11 protein-coding genes and 2 pseudogenes are annotated in these 16,356 nt (G+C 63.5%); 8 read left to right on the top strand and 5 right to left on the bottom strand.

Going from position 1 to position 16,356, the window contains the following annotated elements; genetic code table 11:
- Position 1 precedes the first annotated feature (1 nt).
- The 5 genes from ACHMXK_RS06120 to ACHMXK_RS06100 all read left to right on the top strand — a co-directional run bounded on the left by ACHMXK_RS06120 (position 2) and on the right by ACHMXK_RS06100 (position 5,423).
- Positions 2-1,471 (top strand): NAD-dependent succinate-semialdehyde dehydrogenase, encoded by a 1,470-nt coding sequence (locus ACHMXK_RS06120; RefSeq protein ID WP_397438585.1) that lies wholly within the window; start codon positions 2-4, stop codon positions 1,469-1,471.
- 99 nt (positions 1,472-1,570) lie between these two features.
- Positions 1,571-2,572: a Bug family tripartite tricarboxylate transporter substrate binding protein gene (locus tag ACHMXK_RS06115; protein ID WP_397438583.1), complete on the top strand. Its 1,002-nt coding sequence runs from the start codon at positions 1,571-1,573 to the stop codon at positions 2,570-2,572.
- A 4-nt stretch (positions 2,573-2,576) separates the two neighbouring features.
- Positions 2,577-3,536, top strand: a complete 960-nt coding sequence (locus ACHMXK_RS06110) for an NAD(P)-dependent oxidoreductase (protein WP_397438581.1) — start codon at positions 2,577-2,579, stop codon at positions 3,534-3,536.
- 44 nt (positions 3,537-3,580) lie between these two features.
- Positions 3,581-4,384, top strand: coding sequence for a 4-hydroxy-2-oxoheptanedioate aldolase (gene hpaI, locus ACHMXK_RS06105; RefSeq protein ID WP_397438579.1), 804 nt, complete (start codon positions 3,581-3,583; stop codon positions 4,382-4,384).
- 172 nt (positions 4,385-4,556) lie between these two features.
- Positions 4,557-5,423 (top strand): class I SAM-dependent methyltransferase, encoded by an 867-nt coding sequence (locus ACHMXK_RS06100; protein WP_397438577.1) that lies wholly within the window; start codon positions 4,557-4,559, stop codon positions 5,421-5,423.
- Between the two features lie 41 nt (positions 5,424-5,464).
- Here ACHMXK_RS06100 and ACHMXK_RS06095 read toward each other — a convergent pair whose 3' ends face one another.
- Positions 5,465-6,226, bottom strand: a complete 762-nt coding sequence (locus ACHMXK_RS06095; RefSeq protein ID WP_397438575.1) for an SDR family oxidoreductase — start codon at positions 6,224-6,226, stop codon at positions 5,465-5,467.
- A gap of 159 nt (positions 6,227-6,385) precedes the next feature.
- Between ACHMXK_RS06095 and kynB the strand changes: the two genes are divergently transcribed.
- The 3 genes and pseudogenes from kynB to kynA all read left to right on the top strand — a co-directional run bounded on the left by kynB (position 6,386) and on the right by kynA (position 9,129).
- On the top strand, positions 6,386-7,018 hold the full coding sequence (kynB, locus tag ACHMXK_RS06090) for an arylformamidase (RefSeq protein WP_397438573.1): 633 nt from the start codon (positions 6,386-6,388) through the stop codon (positions 7,016-7,018).
- A pseudogene (kynU, locus tag ACHMXK_RS06085) lies at positions 7,015-8,288 on the top strand (kynureninase). The gene kynB and the pseudogene kynU overlap by 4 nt, the downstream one beginning before the upstream one ends.
- A gap of 1 nt (position 8,289) precedes the next feature.
- Positions 8,290-9,129 carry a tryptophan 2,3-dioxygenase gene (kynA, locus tag ACHMXK_RS06080; RefSeq protein ID WP_397438571.1) on the top strand — a complete coding sequence of 280 codons (840 nt, stop codon included), beginning with the start codon at positions 8,290-8,292 and terminating at the stop codon, positions 9,127-9,129.
- Positions 9,130-9,751: 622 nt separating this feature from the next.
- Here the strand turns inward: kynA and ACHMXK_RS06075 are convergent.
- The 4 genes and pseudogenes from ACHMXK_RS06075 to serC form a co-directional block, all read right to left on the bottom strand.
- The gene (locus ACHMXK_RS06075) at positions 9,752-10,933 is read right to left on the bottom strand and encodes an FAD-dependent monooxygenase (protein WP_397438569.1); all 1,182 of its coding nucleotides are present in this window, start codon (positions 10,931-10,933) and stop codon (positions 9,752-9,754) included.
- 124 nt (positions 10,934-11,057) lie between these two features.
- A complete protein-coding gene (locus ACHMXK_RS06070; RefSeq protein WP_397438567.1) occupies positions 11,058-13,943 on the bottom strand; it encodes an aconitate hydratase in 2,886 nt (961 codons plus the stop codon).
- Between the two features lie 50 nt (positions 13,944-13,993).
- A complete protein-coding gene (locus ACHMXK_RS06065; RefSeq protein ID WP_397438565.1) occupies positions 13,994-15,223 on the bottom strand; it encodes a phosphoglycerate dehydrogenase in 1,230 nt (409 codons plus the stop codon).
- Positions 15,216-16,299: pseudogene (gene serC / locus ACHMXK_RS06060) on the bottom strand (3-phosphoserine/phosphohydroxythreonine transaminase). Before serC ends, ACHMXK_RS06065 begins: the two are co-directional and overlap by 8 nt.
- Between the last annotated feature and the right edge of the window lie 57 nt (positions 16,300-16,356).

The following is a 16,356-nucleotide window of genomic DNA, read 5'->3' as shown; positions in this document are numbered from 1 at the left end:
CATGCCCCTGACCCTCACCCGCCCCGACCTGCAGCGCAGCGCCAACTTCATCGCCGGCCAGTGGCAACCTGCCGTCGGCGCCTTGCTGGCCGTGACCGACCCGGCCACCGGCGAGGTCATCACCCAGGTGCCCGATTCGGGCGCCGCCGAGGCGCTGGCCGCCGTGGATGCCGCACACGCCGCCTTCCCCGCCTGGCGCAAGCTGCCGGCCAAACAACGCGCGGCCATCCTCAAACGCTGGAACGACCTGGTGCTGACCCATCAGGACGACCTGGGCAAGCTGATCTCGCGCGAACAGGGCAAACCTCTGGCCGAGGGCAAAGGCGAGGTGAGTTATGCCGCCAGCTACATCGAGTGGTTTGCCGAAGAGGCGACACGCATGAACGGCGAACTGATTCCCGCGCCCGTGCCGGGCCGGCGCATGTTCGCAATCAAGGAGCCGGTCGGCGTGGTCGCGGCCATCACCCCCTGGAACTTTCCCGCCGCGATGATCGCGCGCAAGATCGCCCCGGCGCTGGCCGCCGGCTGCACCGTGGTCTGCAAGCCGGCCGAAGACACGCCGCTCACCTCGCTGGCCCTGGTGCTGCTGGCGCACGAGGCCGGCGTGCCGCCTGGCGTGCTCAACATCGTCACCGCCTCGCGCGAAAAAACGCCCGAGGTGGTGGATGTGTGGCTGGACGATACACGTGTGCGCAAGATCACCTTCACGGGCTCCACCCCCGTGGGCAAACACCTGGCACGGCGCAGCGCGGATACGCTGAAAAAACTCTCGCTCGAACTGGGCGGCAACGCGCCCTTCATCGTGTTCGAGGACGCTGACCTGGACGCGGCCGTGGACGGCCTCATGGCCGCCAAGTTCCGCAACGGCGGCCAGACCTGCGTGTGCCCCAACCGCGTGTTTGTGCATACCCGCGTGCACGATGCCTTTGCCGCCAAGTTGGCCGAACGTGTGGCGGCCCTGAAGGTGGGCCCGGCCAGCGATGCCGCCTCGCAGATCGGCCCCATGATCAACACACGCGCCGTGGAAAAGATAGAGCGCCACGTGCAGGACGCACTGGCCAAGGGGGCTACCCTGCTCACCGGCGGGCGGCGCCTGCCCGAGCTGGGTGCCACCTACTACGCCCCCACCGTGCTCCTGAATGCCGACGCCAGCATGGCCTGTGCCGGCGAGGAAACCTTCGGCCCGGTGGCGCCGCTCACACGTTTCACGGACGAAGCCGAAGTTATCGCTGCCGCCAACGACACCCCCTTCGGTCTGGCCGCCTATTTTTATAGCAACGACCTGCGCCGCGTCTGGCGTGTGGCCGAGGCGCTGGAGAGCGGCATCGTCGGCATCAATGAAGGCGCGCTGGCCGCCGAGGCCGCGCCCTTCGGCGGTGTGAAGGAGTCCGGCTACGGCCGCGAAGGCTCGACACACGGCCTGGACGATTACCTGCACACCAAGTATCTCTGCCAGGGGCTGCTCGACTGAGCCGCCCCGGCAAGTGGCCGGAGGACTGGCCCAGGCGATAGGCCTGAAATGCCCTTGAAAAGATTTTCGACTATTTGAAAGTTATAAGGAGACAACACCATGCAAACATTTCTTCCCTCCCTGCGGAAAACCGCCCGCCACATGCTGCTGCTGGCCGTAGTGGCAAGCTGCGGGCTGAGCCCCGCAGCCTTCGCACAAAGCGACTATCCCAACAAGCCGCTGACCCTGCTGGTGCCCTACCCCGCCGGCGGTGCCAACGACGCCGTGGCCCGTCTGGTAGGACTGAAGATGGGCGAAAACCTCAAGCAGCCGGTCATCGTCGACAACCGCCCCGGTGCCGGCACCACCATCGGTACCGCCGCGGCGGCCAAGGCGGCGCCCGACGGTTACACGCTGGTGCTGGGCTCGCTGGCGAGCCACGCGGTCAGTCCTCACCTTTATGCCAAGCCGGGTTATGACGCCATCGCCGACTTCACCCCCGTGGGCATCATCGGTGTGGTGCCCATGGTGCTGATCGTCGCCAAAGACTCGCCTTACACCGACCTGCGCTCGCTGGTCGAAGCCGCCAAACGTCAGCCGAACGCGCTGAACTATGGTTCCGCAGGCAACGGCTCCCCGCTGCACCTGGCGGCCGAGCTGTTCAAACAAAACGCGCATATCCAGATCAACCATGTGCCCTACAAGGGCGGCAGTGCCCACACCATGGACCTGATGGGCGGCCGGCTCGACATGATCCTGGACACCCTGACCAGCGCCACACCGCTGATCAAAGGCGGCAAGGTCCGGGCCCTGGCCGTCGCAGCCTCCTCCCGTCTGCCCGAGCTGGCGGGCGTCCCCACCTTTTCGGAGGCGGGTTACCCGGGGTTTGAAGTCAATGCCTGGTATGCGTTGTACGCGCCTGCCAAGACCAGCAAAGAGGTGGTGGCCCGCCTGAACGCTTCACTGGTGAGTGTGCTCAAACAGCCCGACGTTCTGGAGAAGTTCAGCAACCTGGGCGTGAGAACCCAACCCGGCACACCGCAAGATCTGGCCCGTTTTACCCAGGACGAATGGAACCGTTATGGCAAGGTCATTCTCGCCGGCGGCATCCGCATCGATTGAGCCCATGAACAGCACTTTCCACGTCCTCGTCACCGCGCCCCACTGGGCCCCTTCCGCGCAAGACATCGTGCGCAACGCGGGTGGGCAAATCACCTTCCTGCCCGAGCCCATCACCGAAGACGTGTTGGCCGCGCAGCTGGCGGCCACGGGCGCTCAGGCCGTGGTGTTGCGCGGCTCCAAACCCATTTCGGCACGCGTTCTGGCGGCGGCCCCGGCCTTGAAGATCGTCGCCAAGAATGGGGCGGGCGTGGACAGCGTGGACCTGGCGGCGGCGCGCCAGCACGGCGTCGCCGTTGCCGTGGCGCCCGCCGCCAATGCCGATGCCGTGGCCGAACACGCGCTGGCGCTGATGCTCTCACTCACCCGACAGTTGACCTTGCTCGATGGCATGGTGCGCGGTGGCCGCTGGGCCGACAGCAGCTGGCAGGGGCGTGATTTCCGCGGCGCCGTGGTCGGCATCGTGGGCTACGGCAGCATAGGCCGCAGCACGGCTCGGCTCGCCGCCGCGCTGGGCGCCCGGGTGCTGGTGCTGCGCCCCCATGGGCAGGCGGACAGCCATGCCACGGAACCCGATCTGGACCGCTTTCTGGCGCAGATCGACATCCTGAGCCTGCACTGCCCGCTGACCGAACGCACACAGGGCCTGATCGGCCAGCGCGAACTGGCACTCATTCGGCGCGGCAGCCTGCTCATCAACACGGCGCGTGGCCCCGTCGTGAACGAAGCGGCGCTGCTGGAGGCCTTGCGCTCCGGTCATCTGGAAGGCGCCGGGCTGGACACCTTCGACACCGAACCCCTGCCCGCGGGCCACCCGCTGCTGGCCCTGCCCAATGTGCTGCTCACGCCGCATGTCGCAGGTGTCACCCGTAACGCGGCGCTGCAAGTGGCGAACATCACGGCTCGCAACATCGTGGACTACCTGGCCACCGGCAGCTTGCCCGCCCATCATCTGGTGACGGGCTGAACCGGGCCCATCACGCCATTTTTTTCCGAATCCAACACTCCGCCATGCCTGCCAACAATCCTTTCAAAACCGCCCTCGCCGCCCGCCAACCCCAAATCGGCCTGTGGCTGTCCATGGCCGATCCTTACCTGGCCGAGGTCAGCGCCACCGCCGGTTTCGACTGGCTGCTGATCGACGGCGAACATGCGCCCAACGATTTGCGCAGCACACTTGCGGCACTTCAGGCCGTCGCCCCCTACCGCTCGCAACCCGTGGTGCGCGCCGTGGCCGGCGAGGTGCCGCTGATCAAACAACTGCTCGACATCGGTGCGCAAAACCTGCTGGTGCCCATGGTCGACACCGCCGAACAAGCCCGCGCCCTGGTCAGCGCCACACGTTACCCGCCGCTGGGTATTCGCGGGGTCGGCAGCGCCGTGGGCCGCGCATCGCGCTGGAGCGCACGCACGGATTACCTGGACCGGGCCGACGACGAGGTCTGCCTGCTGGTGCAGGTCGAAACCGTCACCGCCTTGAACAACCTGGAAGCCATCTGTGCCGTGGACGGCGTGGACGGTGTGTTCATAGGCCCGGCGGACCTGGCCGCCTCCATGGGCCACCGCGGCAAGCCCGGTCACCCGGAGGTGCAGGCCGCGATCGAACAGGCCATGACAACCATCATCGCCTCCGGCAAGGCCGCCGGCACGCTGACCTCGGACCCGGCGCTGGCGCGGCGTTACCTGGCCCTGGGCTGCACCTTTGTGGCCACCGGGGTGGATGTTCTGATGTATGCCAACGCCGCCCGGCGCCTGGCGGCTGACTTCAAATCGTCCAGCACCGCGCCGCCGGCGGGGCCCAGCGCGGCTTACTGAACGCCGTCAGGCAGCCACAACCTGCACATCCGCTAGGGCTGCGAGGCCAAGAACGAGGTGCACCACCAAGCCCGACGCCCTTTTCATCATGAAAGTGCCGGCAGGCGCGGCGCTTGCATTACCGCTTTCCTGGTATCAGACTGTCAGCCTCATGTTTGCCACAGGAGGTTCCATGACAACATCCAACCCCGAGCAGTTCAAGGTAGCCACTCGGCAGGCGTGGGAGAAGTCGGCGGGTGGATGGAACAGTCAGACCCGACACATCCATGCGTGGCTTGCCGAGGCAACCGAGGCCATGCTTGATTCGGCCCGCATCAGCTCCGGCATGCGGGTTCTTGACATTGCCGCCGGTGCGGGCGACCAGACGCTGGACGTCGCCCGACGCGTGGGACCCGGCGGCCATGTACTGGCCACCGACATTTCCGAAACCATTCTGCAGTTCGCGAAAGACAATGCGCAGCAGGCCGGGCTGCTCCATGTCGAAACCCGCGTTGCCGATGCCGAAGGATTGAACGCTGTGGAGGCGAGCTTCGATGCGGCCGTGTGCCGTCTCGGTCTCATGTTCTGCCCCGCCCCGCTAAAGGCGCTGCAGCAGGCTCACCGCGCGGTGAGGCCAGGCGGGTATGTCAGCGTGCTGGTGTTTTCGGAGCCGCAGAACAACCCCTGCATTGGCATCCTGATGTCAACGGCGCTCAAGCATGCGGGTGTGCCGCCCCGCGACCCGTTTCAACCGGGCAGTTTGCTGAGCCTGGGCAAGCCGGGACTTCTTGATGAGTTGTTCCGCCAGGCTGGATTCGAAGACGTGAGCACGGCCCGAGTCTCCGCGCCGTTTCGCCTGAACTCGGCCGCAGACTACCTCACCTTTGTTCGCACATCGGCTTCCCCCATCATGCAGATTCTGGGCATGCTTGATCAGCAAGCCCAGGCGGCTGCCTGGGCTGAGATGGAAGAAAAACTTCGGACGTTTCAGTCACCCGAGGGGTGGGAAGGGCCGAACGAACTTTTGTTAGCCTGCGGAATGCGGCCGGTTACTGATTAAGCAGCAAACGATGCGCGCAGCCTCAGGGCGAACAAAAAACCTCAACCCCGTCCCACAAACGGCATCTTCGTCGCCATGATGGTCATGAACTGCACATTGGTGGACAGCGGCAGCGCCGCCATGTGCACCACGGCATCGGCAACATGGTTCACATCCATCAGCGGCTCAATCGCAATTTCGCCATTGGCCTGCGGCACCCCTTTGGCCATACGTGCGGCCAGTTCGGTCTGGGCGTTGCCAATGTCAATCTGGCCGCAGGCGATGTCGTACTTGCGGCAGTCCAGCGAGATCGATTTGGTCAGGCCGGTGATGGCGTGTTTGGTGGCGGTGTAAGGCGCCGAGTTCGGACGCGGCGCGTGCGCCGAGATCGAGCCGTTGTTGATGATGCGACCGCCTTGCGGTGACTGGGTTTTCATCAGCCGGATCGCCTGCTGCGCGCACAAAAAAGAGCCGGTCAGGTTGATGTTGACGACGTTTTGCCATTGCTCAAAGGTCAACTCGTCCATGGGCACGGGCGGCGCGCCGACCCCGGCGTTGTTGAACAACAGGTCCAGCCGCCCAAACACCTGCTGGGCCTGGTCGAAGGCTGCACGCACCGACTCAGGCCGGCTGACATCGCAGGGCACGGCCAGTGCCCGGCTGCCGGCGCCCGATTCCTGAGCCACCTCGTTCAAAGGTTCGGCACGCCGGCCGACCAGCACCACGCTGTAGTCCTCGCGCAGCAGCGCCAGCGCCACCGCCTTGCCTATGCCTGTGCCCGCGCCCGTTACCAATGCCACTTTGCCTTTGCCGCTCGAATTCATGCTGTTCCTCGAAATGGTTGTTGATGCTGAAAACGCCTGTCCCCGGCGTCAGCCACCGACTGTACCGCCCGTCCTGGCTTTGTGCTGGCCGCGATCTATTTAAGACCCCTGTTGGAAATAACCGACACCATGGTTTTTTGATAGTGATAACTTAAAAGCATGCCTACCTTGAACCGAAAAATCTGGGACATCTCGCCAGCCGTGGACGAGCAGGCGGCCGTGTTTCCGGGTGATGCCGCGTATTCGCAAAAACTGCACTTTGCGCTGTCACCCGGCTGCCCGGTGAATGTGAACACCCTCACCTTCTCGCCGCACACCGGCGCCCATGCCGACGCGCCCATGCATTACGCCAACGGCGAAGCGGCGATTGGTGCCGTGGACTTGTGGCCCTATCTGGGTCCCTGCCGCGTGATCCATTGCCTGGACTGCGGACCGCTGGTGGAGCCGCAACACATCGCCCATGCGCTGGACAAGCTGCCGCCGCGGGTGCTGCTGCGTACCGCCGCCGTGGCCAGCCAGTCTTGGGCTTCTTTTACAGCCATAGCCCCCGCCACTCTTGCGCTACTAGCTACCAAAAATATAGCGCTTGTCGGCATAGACACACCCAGCGTAGACCCCGCCACCAGCCAGGACTTGCCCAGCCACCACCTGCTGCTGCAACACGGTTTGCGGGTGCTGGAAAACCTGGTGCTCGACGACGTGCCGGCCGGCGATTACGAGCTGATCGCCTTGCCCCTGAAATTAACCCGGGCCGATGCCTCGCCGGTTCGAGCCATTTTGAGAGAACTATGACCACCTTGAATAACTGCCGCGCGCTTGATGCCCGCGATCCCCTGCGCCCGCTGCGCGACCAATTTGTATTGCCTGAGGGCGTGATTTACCTCGATGGCAACTCGTTAGGCGTGTTGCCCAAAACGCGGCGGCCCGCGTGGCCGAGGTCATCACCCAGGAATGGGGCCAGGAGTTGATCCGGTCCTGGAACAGCGCCGGCTGGTTCCATCTGCCGCAAGGCCTGGGCGACAAGATCGCTCGCCTGGTGGGCGCGAATCCGGGTGAGGTGGTGGCCACCGACAGCACCTCGGTCAACCTCTACAAGGTGCTCAGCGCCGCGCTCAACATCGCCGCGCAAGATGCACCGGATAAAAAAGTCATCGTCAGCGAACGCAGCAACTTCCCGACCGACCTTTACATCGCCGAAGGCTTGTGCCGCGAGCGCGGCTACCGCCTGCAGCTGGTCGAGCCCGATGAGATTCTGACCGCCTTGAACAGAGACGCCGCGGTGCTGATGCTCACCCACGTGAACTACCGCACCGGCGCCATGCACGACATGGCGGCGATAACAGCCGCCGCCCACGCCGCCGGTTGCCTGGCGGTCTGGGACCTGGCACACAGCGCCGGCGCCGTGCCGGTGGACCTGCAAGGCGCAGACGCTGACTTCGCCGTTGGCTGCGGCTACAAATACCTCAATGGCGGTCCCGGCGCACCGGCTTTTGTCTGGGTCCATCCCCGCCATGCCGACCGCTTCCAGCAACCGCTGTCGGGCTGGTGGGGCCATGCCGCGCCGTTTGAGTTCACCAGCGACTACCGCCCGGCACCGGGCATCACACGTTACCTGTGTGGCACCCAGCCCATCCTCAGCCTGGCCGCGCTGGAATGTGGGCTGGACGTGTTCGGCACCGCGGAGGCCCTGGGCGGCATGCCAGCCCTGCGCGCCAAGTCGCTGGCGCTGACCGATCTGTTCATCACGCTGGTGGAAGAACGCTGCGCCGGCCAGGGTCTGGGCCTGGCCACGCCGCGCGAGCACACGCAACGCGGCTCGCAGGTCTGTCTCTCGCGCAGCGAAGGCGCCTACGCCATCGTGCAGGCGCTGATCAAGCGCGGCGTGATTGGTGACTTCCGCGCCGGCGACGGCGCGGCCTACCCGGACATCCTGCGTTTCGGTTTCACGCCGCTTTATATTGGTTTTGAAGACGTCTGGCAGGCGGTGGAACATCTGAAACAAGTGCTCGACACCGGCGAATGGCAACGCGCAGAATTCAATCAGAAACATGCGGTGACTTGAGATGAACACGCCTGAAAAAATCGTCGCTGACGAAAAAGCCCAACTCGACTTCAGCCGCGACATGAGTTACGGCGACTACCTGCAGCTGGACGCCATCCTCGGTGCGCAAAAACCGCTCTCACCCGCGCACGACGAGATGCTTTTTATCATCCAGCATCAGACCAGCGAGTTGTGGATGAAACTCATGCTGCATGAGTTGCGCGCGGCGATTGCCAACGTGGCCAGGGACGAACTTGGCGCCGCCTTCAAGATGCTGGCACGTGTCAGCAAAATCATGGAGCAGTTGGTGCACGCCTGGGACGTGCTGGCCACCATGACACCGCCTGAGTACAGCGCCATCCGTCCTTACCTGGCCAACTCCAGCGGTTTCCAGAGTGCGCAATACCGCTGCATCGAGTTTGCGCTGGGCAACAAAAATGCCGCCATGCTCAAGCCGCACGCACACCGGCCGGATTTGTTGGCGCAGGTGCAAGCCGCGTTTGAAGCGCCGTCGCTTTACGACGAAGCCTTGCGTCTGCTGGCCAGGCGCGGTTTGGCCGTGCCGGCCAGCCACACCCAGCGCGACTGGACGCAGGGCTACTTGGAAAGCGACGCGGTCGAACAAGCCTGGTTGCTCGTCTACCGCGACCCGAAAAAATACTGGGACCTGTACCAGCTCGGCGAAGAACTCACCGACCTGGAAGATACCTTCCGGCTCTGGCGTTTTCGGCACGTCACCACGGTGGAACGTGTGATCGGTTTCAAGCGCGGCACAGGCGGCACCGGCGGCGTGAGTTATTTGCGCAAGATGCTGGATGTGGTGCTGTTTCCGGAAATCTGGAAACTGCGTACGGATTTGTAAGTCAAACAGGCCTCCAGCCTTTTAGCAACGGGCGCAGTCAGCTATTTAATTTATAGCAAAAACATTAGCATCACGCTGCGTCTCGGGTCTACCGTGGGCAGTAGGCGCAACTCCCCACTCCCACCCCTAACCCCTCCCTCGCCCCGCTGGGCGATGGAGGGGGACTTCATTTGGCTACGTGTGCTGCGCTCGCGTGCATGAATGACGGTCTCGTGGAAATATTCAACAAGGACGCGCTAGGCGCGTCCTTGTCTCCCCGCATCCGATCCCGCTCCCCAACCCCTTCTGCCTGCACCGAGGAGCGCAGGGAAAAGCGGATCAGGGCTCGCGATTGTTTGAGGCGCAGCCGAGTTCGAGCGAGACCCCGCTTTTGCCGAGCACCGCAGGTTGCCCCGTAGCGCAGCGCAGGGGACGCAGACAGCGGGGTCGCCTTTTCTTTTGCTTACTTTTTTTTTGGCGACGCAAAAGAAAAGTAAGTTGCCGCCGGGCAACCCCGGCAAGCTCGAAGCGCACACACAGGCCAAGCAAACTCAAGCTTGACCAGCACAGCCCGAACTCATGAATAAAACCGGCCTCCAGCCCCTAAAGACGGGACGCAAGCAGCTACTAATTTAATAGCAACTCACGGCCCGCCATACAGCCAGGGCACGTCCAACAAACGCTCCCCCAACAACTTCATCGACGTATCCCGCCCCCAGCGCACCAGGCCGCTGGCATGGAAAATTTGTCCATTGCGGATGGCACGCGCTTGCACACGGGCGTTACGCTGCCAGCGGTTCAGCGCGTAGCGATTGAGCATGGTGGGCACGTCCAGGGCCGGGTCCAGCGCCTGGGCCAGCACCCGTCCGAGGTCGGCCGCGTCTTCAATCGCCATGCCCGCCCCCTGGGCCAGGTAGGGGCGCATCGGGTGCGCGGCGTCGCCCAGCAGGGCCACGCGGCCCAAGGCATGCTGGTAAGCGCCTTGCAGCGGTGGCCGGTCGCACAACGCCCAGAGCCGCCAGTCGGGAATGGCCTGGACCAGGTCTTGCAGAGGCGTGCAGCTCCCGGCCAGCGCCGCGCGCAGGCCGGCGGCGTCGGTGCCATGGTCCCAATCATCCAGCGCGCCGGGTACCTCGCCCTGCACGATGCCGACCACGTTGAGCCAGTCACCACCGCGCACCGGGTACTGCACCACATGCAGGCGTGGGCCCAGCCAGGCCGTGATCTGGCTGGAACGCAAGGCCTCGGGCATATCAGCCTGGCGGACCAGCGCGCGGTAGGCCAGGTGGCCGGTGCTGCGCGGCGGCCCGTCGCCCAATAACCATTGCCGCACCGGGCTCCACAAACCGTCCGCCCCCACCAGCACGTCGCCCTCCAGCGCCGGGCCCTCTGGGCCCTGCACCGTCACCGCTTCAGCGCTTTGCGTGAAGCGGTTCAGCGTGCAGTTCAGCCGCAGCGTCACACCCGCTTGCTGCACGGCCGCCAGCAACAGGCCATGCAGGTCGGCCCGGTGCACGGTGGCGTACGGCGCGCCATAACGCTGCCGTATCACCTCGCCCAGGCGCAGCAGCCCCAAGGTCTTGCCCGAGACCGCACTGCGCACCTCGAGCTGTTTCGGAAAGGCGGCCACGGCGGCCAGTGCATCGGCCAGGCCCCAGTCGTGCAAGACCTTGACCACATTCGGACCGATCTGGATGCCGGCGCCGACCTCGCTGAAAACCGCTGCGCGTTCGTACAAGCGCGCATGCCAGCCGGCGCGCGCGCAGGCCAGCGCAGCCGCCAAGCCGCCAATGCCGCCGCCGGCGATCAAGGCTTGCTGTGTCAAGAAAAACCTCGCGCCGAGTCGATGGGCTGTGACGGCGGGACGGAGCAGCGACCCGCACAGGCCGGGTCACGCCCGACATGACCGCGATGGCGAAAAAAAGGCTTGAAGAAAACTGTCCCCGTGTTCATGCCGCCAGCAACTGCCGCAGCACAAAGGGCAGAATGCCGCCGTGGCGGTAGTAGTCCACCTCGATAGGAGTGTCTATGCGCAGAATCAGCTGCAGCTTTTGCTGCGTGCCGTCGGCACGGGTGATCACCAGGGTGGCTTCGCTTTGCGGTTTCAGGTCGGGATCGGGCAACACATCAATCACCTCATTGCCCGTCAGCCCCAGCGTTTGCCAGGAATCACCGGCCTTGAACTGCAGCGGCAACACGCCCATACCGACCAGGTTGCTGCGGTGGATGCGTTCAAAACTTTTGGCCACCACGGCTTTGATACCGAGCAACTGCGTGCCCTTGGCGGCCCAGTCGCGCGAGGAACCAGTGCCGTATTCCTCACCCGCAAAAATCACGGTGGGCATGCCGCTGGCCATGTATTGCATGGCCGCGTCATAGATGAACATCTTCTCGCCGCCGGGCTGGAACAAGGTGACACCACCCTCCTCGCGCGAACCGTCGGGGCCTGCTGGAATCATCAGGTTCTTGATACGCACATTGGCAAAAGTGCCGCGCATCATCACCTCGTGGTTGCCGCGGCGCGCGCCGTAGCTGTTGAAGTCGGTGTTCAAGACGCCATGGGCCAGCAGCCACTGGCCGGCCGGTGAGCTGGCCTTGATCGAACCCGCCGGCGAAATGTGGTCGGTGGTGATCGAGTCGCCAAACAGCGCCATGATGCGTGCGCCCTTCACAGCCACAGACTCCTTTTGGCCTCCAGCCCCCGATTGACGAGCGCGATCAGCTATGGTTTCCATAGCAAAGTCCTTGAAGAAAGGCGGCTCGGCGATGTAGGTGCTGGTCGGCCAGGTGTAGGCCGTGCCGGTCACACCCTTGATCTTTTCCCAGAGTTTGCCGGGCTCGGACTTGACCTTGGCGTAGTTCTCGCGGAAGGCCTTGCCGTTCATGGCGAACTTCATCAGTTTGTAAATTTCGTCGCTGGTCGGCCAGATGTCGCCGAGATAAACATCCTTGCCGCCTTTGCCCTTGCCCACAGGTTCGGTCATCAGGTCGCGCATCACCGTGCCGGCAATCGCATAAGCCACCACCAGCGGCGGGCTGGCCAGGAAGTTGGCTTTCAGGTTGGGATGGATACGTGCTTCAAAGTTGCGGTTGCCCGACAAGACGGCGGCACAGACCAAGTCGCTTTTGTTGATGGCTTCGTTGATCTCCGGCGTCAGGTCGCCGGCATTGCCGATGCAGGTGGTGCAGCCGTAACCGGCCAGCGCAAAACCGAGTTTTTCCAGGTAGGGCAACAAGCCGGTTTTGGTCAGGTACTCGGTGACGATGCGTGAACCGGGCGCCAGCGAGGTCTTGATGTGCGGCTGCACCTTCAGGCCGGCTTCCACCGCTTTTTTGGCCAGCAAACCGGCCGCCAGCAACACGCTGGGATTCGAGGTGTTGGTGCAGCTGGTGATGGCCGCGATCAACACATCGCCATTGCCTATGCTGATGCCGGCCGACTTGGATGGGGGGGGCAACACGTTGGACTGCGCCGTGGCCAGCGTGGGGCGGTTGCTTTCCATCTCAACCACCGAACGCGGCGCGCCCGAGGGGGTGGGCGGTGCCCCCGGCAAGGTGTCCACGCGGCCATGGTCGACATGCCGCAGCAAATGCCGCGTGGCCAACATGGCGGCCGGCTGGTTGAAACCGTTTTCGGCATTTGGCTTGCTGAACAAGGACGCAAACTGGCTGGCCACCTGGCCCAGCTCGATGCGGTCCTGCGGACGTTTGGGGCCGGCCAGGCTGGGCGTCACATCGCCCAGGTCCAGCTTGACCACCTGCGAAAAATCGATCTCGCCAGCCTTGGACACACCAAACAGGCCTTGCGCGCGGAAGTAGGCTTCAAAGGCCTCGATCTCAGCCTTGGTGCGGCCGGTGCCGGTGAAATATTCAATGGTTTTTTCATCGACCGGGAAAAAGCCCATGGTTGCGCCATATTCCGGCGCCATATTGGCAATCGTTGCACGGTCAGGCAAGGCCAGCGTGCGCGTGCCTTCGCCAAAAAATTCGACAAACTTGCCGACGACTTTTTCCTTACGCAAGGTTTCCGTCACACGTAACACCAGGTCGGTGGCGGTGACCCCTTCACGCAGGCGGCCGGTCAGCTCAAAACCCACCACGTCGGGCGTCAGCATATACACCGGCTGGCCCAGCATGGCGGCTTCGGCCTCGATGCCGCCCACGCCCCAGCCGACCACACCGATGCCGTTGATCATGGTGGTGTGGCTGTCGGTGCCGACCAGGGAGTCGGGGTAATACACACCCTTGTCGCTCTTGTGCACACCACGCGCCAGGTATTCGAGGTTGACCTGGTGCACGATGCCAAAACCCGGCGGCACCACACCAAAGGTGTCAAAGGCCTGCATGCCCCATTTCATGAACTCGTAACGCTCACGGTTGCGCTGGAACTCCAGCTTCATGTTCAGGTCCAGCGAGTTTTTCTTCCCGTAGTAGTCCACCATGATGGAGTGGTCCACCACCAGGTCCACCGGCACCAGCGGCTCAATACGTTTGGGGTCTTTGCCCAGCTTCACGGCGACGGCGCGCATCGCGGCCAGGTCGGCCAGCAGCGGCACACCGGTGAAATCCTGCAACACCACGCGCGAGACCACAAACGGAATTTCTTCGGTGCGCTCGGCCTTGGGCGCCCAGTTGGCCAGTTGCTTGACATGTTCCGCGCTGACTTTTTTGCCGTCGCAATTACGCAGCACGGACTCCAGCACAATACGCATGGACACCGGCAGGCGCGACACCTTGGGAAACTGTTTGGCCAGCGCGGGCAGCGAATAAAACTTGCCGGTCTTGCCGGACGCGGTCTTGAAGGTCTTCAGGGTGGAAGCGAACTCGTGGGCCATGGTGAACTCCTAGTCTTGTGGTTTTGACACTATTGTCACGCTGTTGTGTTTCACGTCGCAAGGACAGGGCTTAGCGCCTGGCGCTCTGGATCGGGCAGGTAACGCACCGCCAGCACGCCTTCAATGGCGCGCAACTGGTCCAGCACCGTAACCGAGAGCGGGCTGTCCACATCCACCAGGGTGTAAGCCATGTCGCCGCGTGACTTGTTGACCATGTTGTGGATGTTCAGGCCGGCCTGGGCCATGGCGGTGGAGATTTGTCCCAGCATATTGGGCACATTGGCGTTGGCAATCGCCACCCTGTAGGCGGATTCGCGCGCCATGACCACCGCCGGAAAGTTGACGGCGTTGATCACATTGCCGTGTTCCAGGTAATCACGCAACTGGTCGGCCACCATGATGGCGCAGTTTTCTTCGGCCTCGCGGGTGGACGCACCCAGATGCGGCAGTGCAATCACGCCTTCATGGTGGTTCAGGGCCGCGGAAGGAAAATCGCAGACATACCAGCCCAGTTGTTTGGCAGCCAGGGCGGCCAGCACCGCGCTTTCGTTGACCACGCCTTCGCGCGAGAAGTTCAACAGCACCGCGCCCGGACCCATGAGTTGGATGTTGTCGACATGCACCAGGTCGCGCGTGGCCTGCACCAGCGGCACATGCAGGGTGACAAAATGCGCGTTTTTCAGCACCTCAGCCACGCTGCCGGCTTTTTTGACCTGAGCCGGCAAGCTCCAGGCCGCATCCACCGTGATGTCGGGGTCGTAACCCAGCACCTGCATGCCTAATTTGATGGCCGCATCGGCCACCAGGCAACCGACCTTGCCCAGGCCCACAATGCCCAGGGTCTGGCCGGCCAGCTCAAAACCGGCGAAGTTTTTCTTGCCCTCTTCCACGAGCTTGTCCATGTCGGGTTGGCTGCTGTCCAGGCTGCCGACAAAACGCAGCGCCGGTGCGATATTGCGCGCCGCCAGCAACATGCCGGTCAGCACCAGTTCCTTGACCGCATTGGCATTGGCACCCGGGGCATTAAACACCGGCACGCCGCGCGCGCTCATGGCGGGAACCGGGATGTTGTTGGTGCCGGCACCGGCGCGGGCGATGGCTTGCACACTGTCGGGAACCGTCATGCCATGCATGTCGGCCGAACGCAGCAACACCGCGTCGGGCCGGTCCAGGTCCTTGCCGACGCTGTAACGCTCTGCCGGCAGGCGCTTGAGGCCACTGGCTGAAATCTGGTTCAAGACCAGAATTTCGAAGCGCCGCGCCGGCAGGCCTTCAGCCATGGCTGGCCTCAAACTCCTTCATGTAGGCCACCAAGGCCTGCACACCCTCGACCGGCATCGCGTTGTAAATCGAGGCCCGCATGCCACCGACCGAACGGTGGCCCTTCGAGTTGCAACATGCCACGTGCCTGCGCACCCTTGAGGAAAGCTTCGTCGAGCGACTCGTCCTTCAGCTTGAAAGGCACGTTCATCAACGAACGGTCTTCGGGCGCCACCGGGTTGCTGTAAAACGAGGTGGCATCCAGGTAGTCGTACAGCAGCGCGGCCTTGCGGCGGTTGTGAGCTTCCACGGCTTTGAGACCGCCCAGCGCCTTCAGGTGTTTGAAGACCAGGCCGGCGATGTAAATCGCGTAGGTCGGCGGCGTGTTGTACATGGAGTCGTTGTCGGCCTGCTGTTTGTAGTCAAACACAAACGGCGTATGTTGTATGGCCTGGCCGATCAGGTCCTCACGCACGATCACCAGGGTCAGGCCTGCGCCGCCTATGTTTTTCTGCGCACCCGCATAAATCAGGCCATAACGGCTGACATCGATGGGCCGCGACAGGATGTTGGACGACATGTCGGCGACCAGCGGCACGGCACCGGTGTCCGGCGTCCAGTGGTACTCGACACCACCTATGGTTTCGTTGGAGCAGATATGCACGTAAGCCGCGTTCGGGTCCAGCTTCCAGGTGTCAAACTTGGGCACGCTGGTGAAACCCGTGGCTTCGGCGCTGGCGGCCACATTGACCTGGCAGTAGTTTTTGGCTTCCTTGATGGATTTTTTCATCCACTCGCCGGTGTTGATGAAGTCCGCGCTGGCATGGCCGCGCAACAAATTCATCGGAATGCAGGCGTTTTGCCCCAAACCGCCACCTTGCAGAAACAAGACCTTGTAATTGGCCGGAATGGCCATCAGCTCGCGCAAATCCGCTTCCGCCTGGGCGTGGATGGAGATGAACTCCTTGCCGCGGTGGCTCATTTCCATCACCGACATGCCGGAACCGTTCCAGTCCAGCATTTCTGCGGCCGCCTGGCGCAGAACGGGTTCGGGAAGGGTGGCCGGGCCGGCGCTGAAATTGAAAACGCGTGTCATGAAAAGGACTTTCTAAGGGGAAGGGAGTTGGCGGCCACGTCGCGTGATCGCCAAAAT

This window comes from Polaromonas sp. UC242_47 (genome assembly GCF_044452385.1).
Classification (GTDB): Bacteria; Pseudomonadota; Gammaproteobacteria; order Burkholderiales; family Burkholderiaceae_C; genus Polaromonas.
The sequence above is the reverse complement of the archived record's forward strand: the minus strand, read 5'-3'. Positions and strand labels throughout refer to the sequence as shown.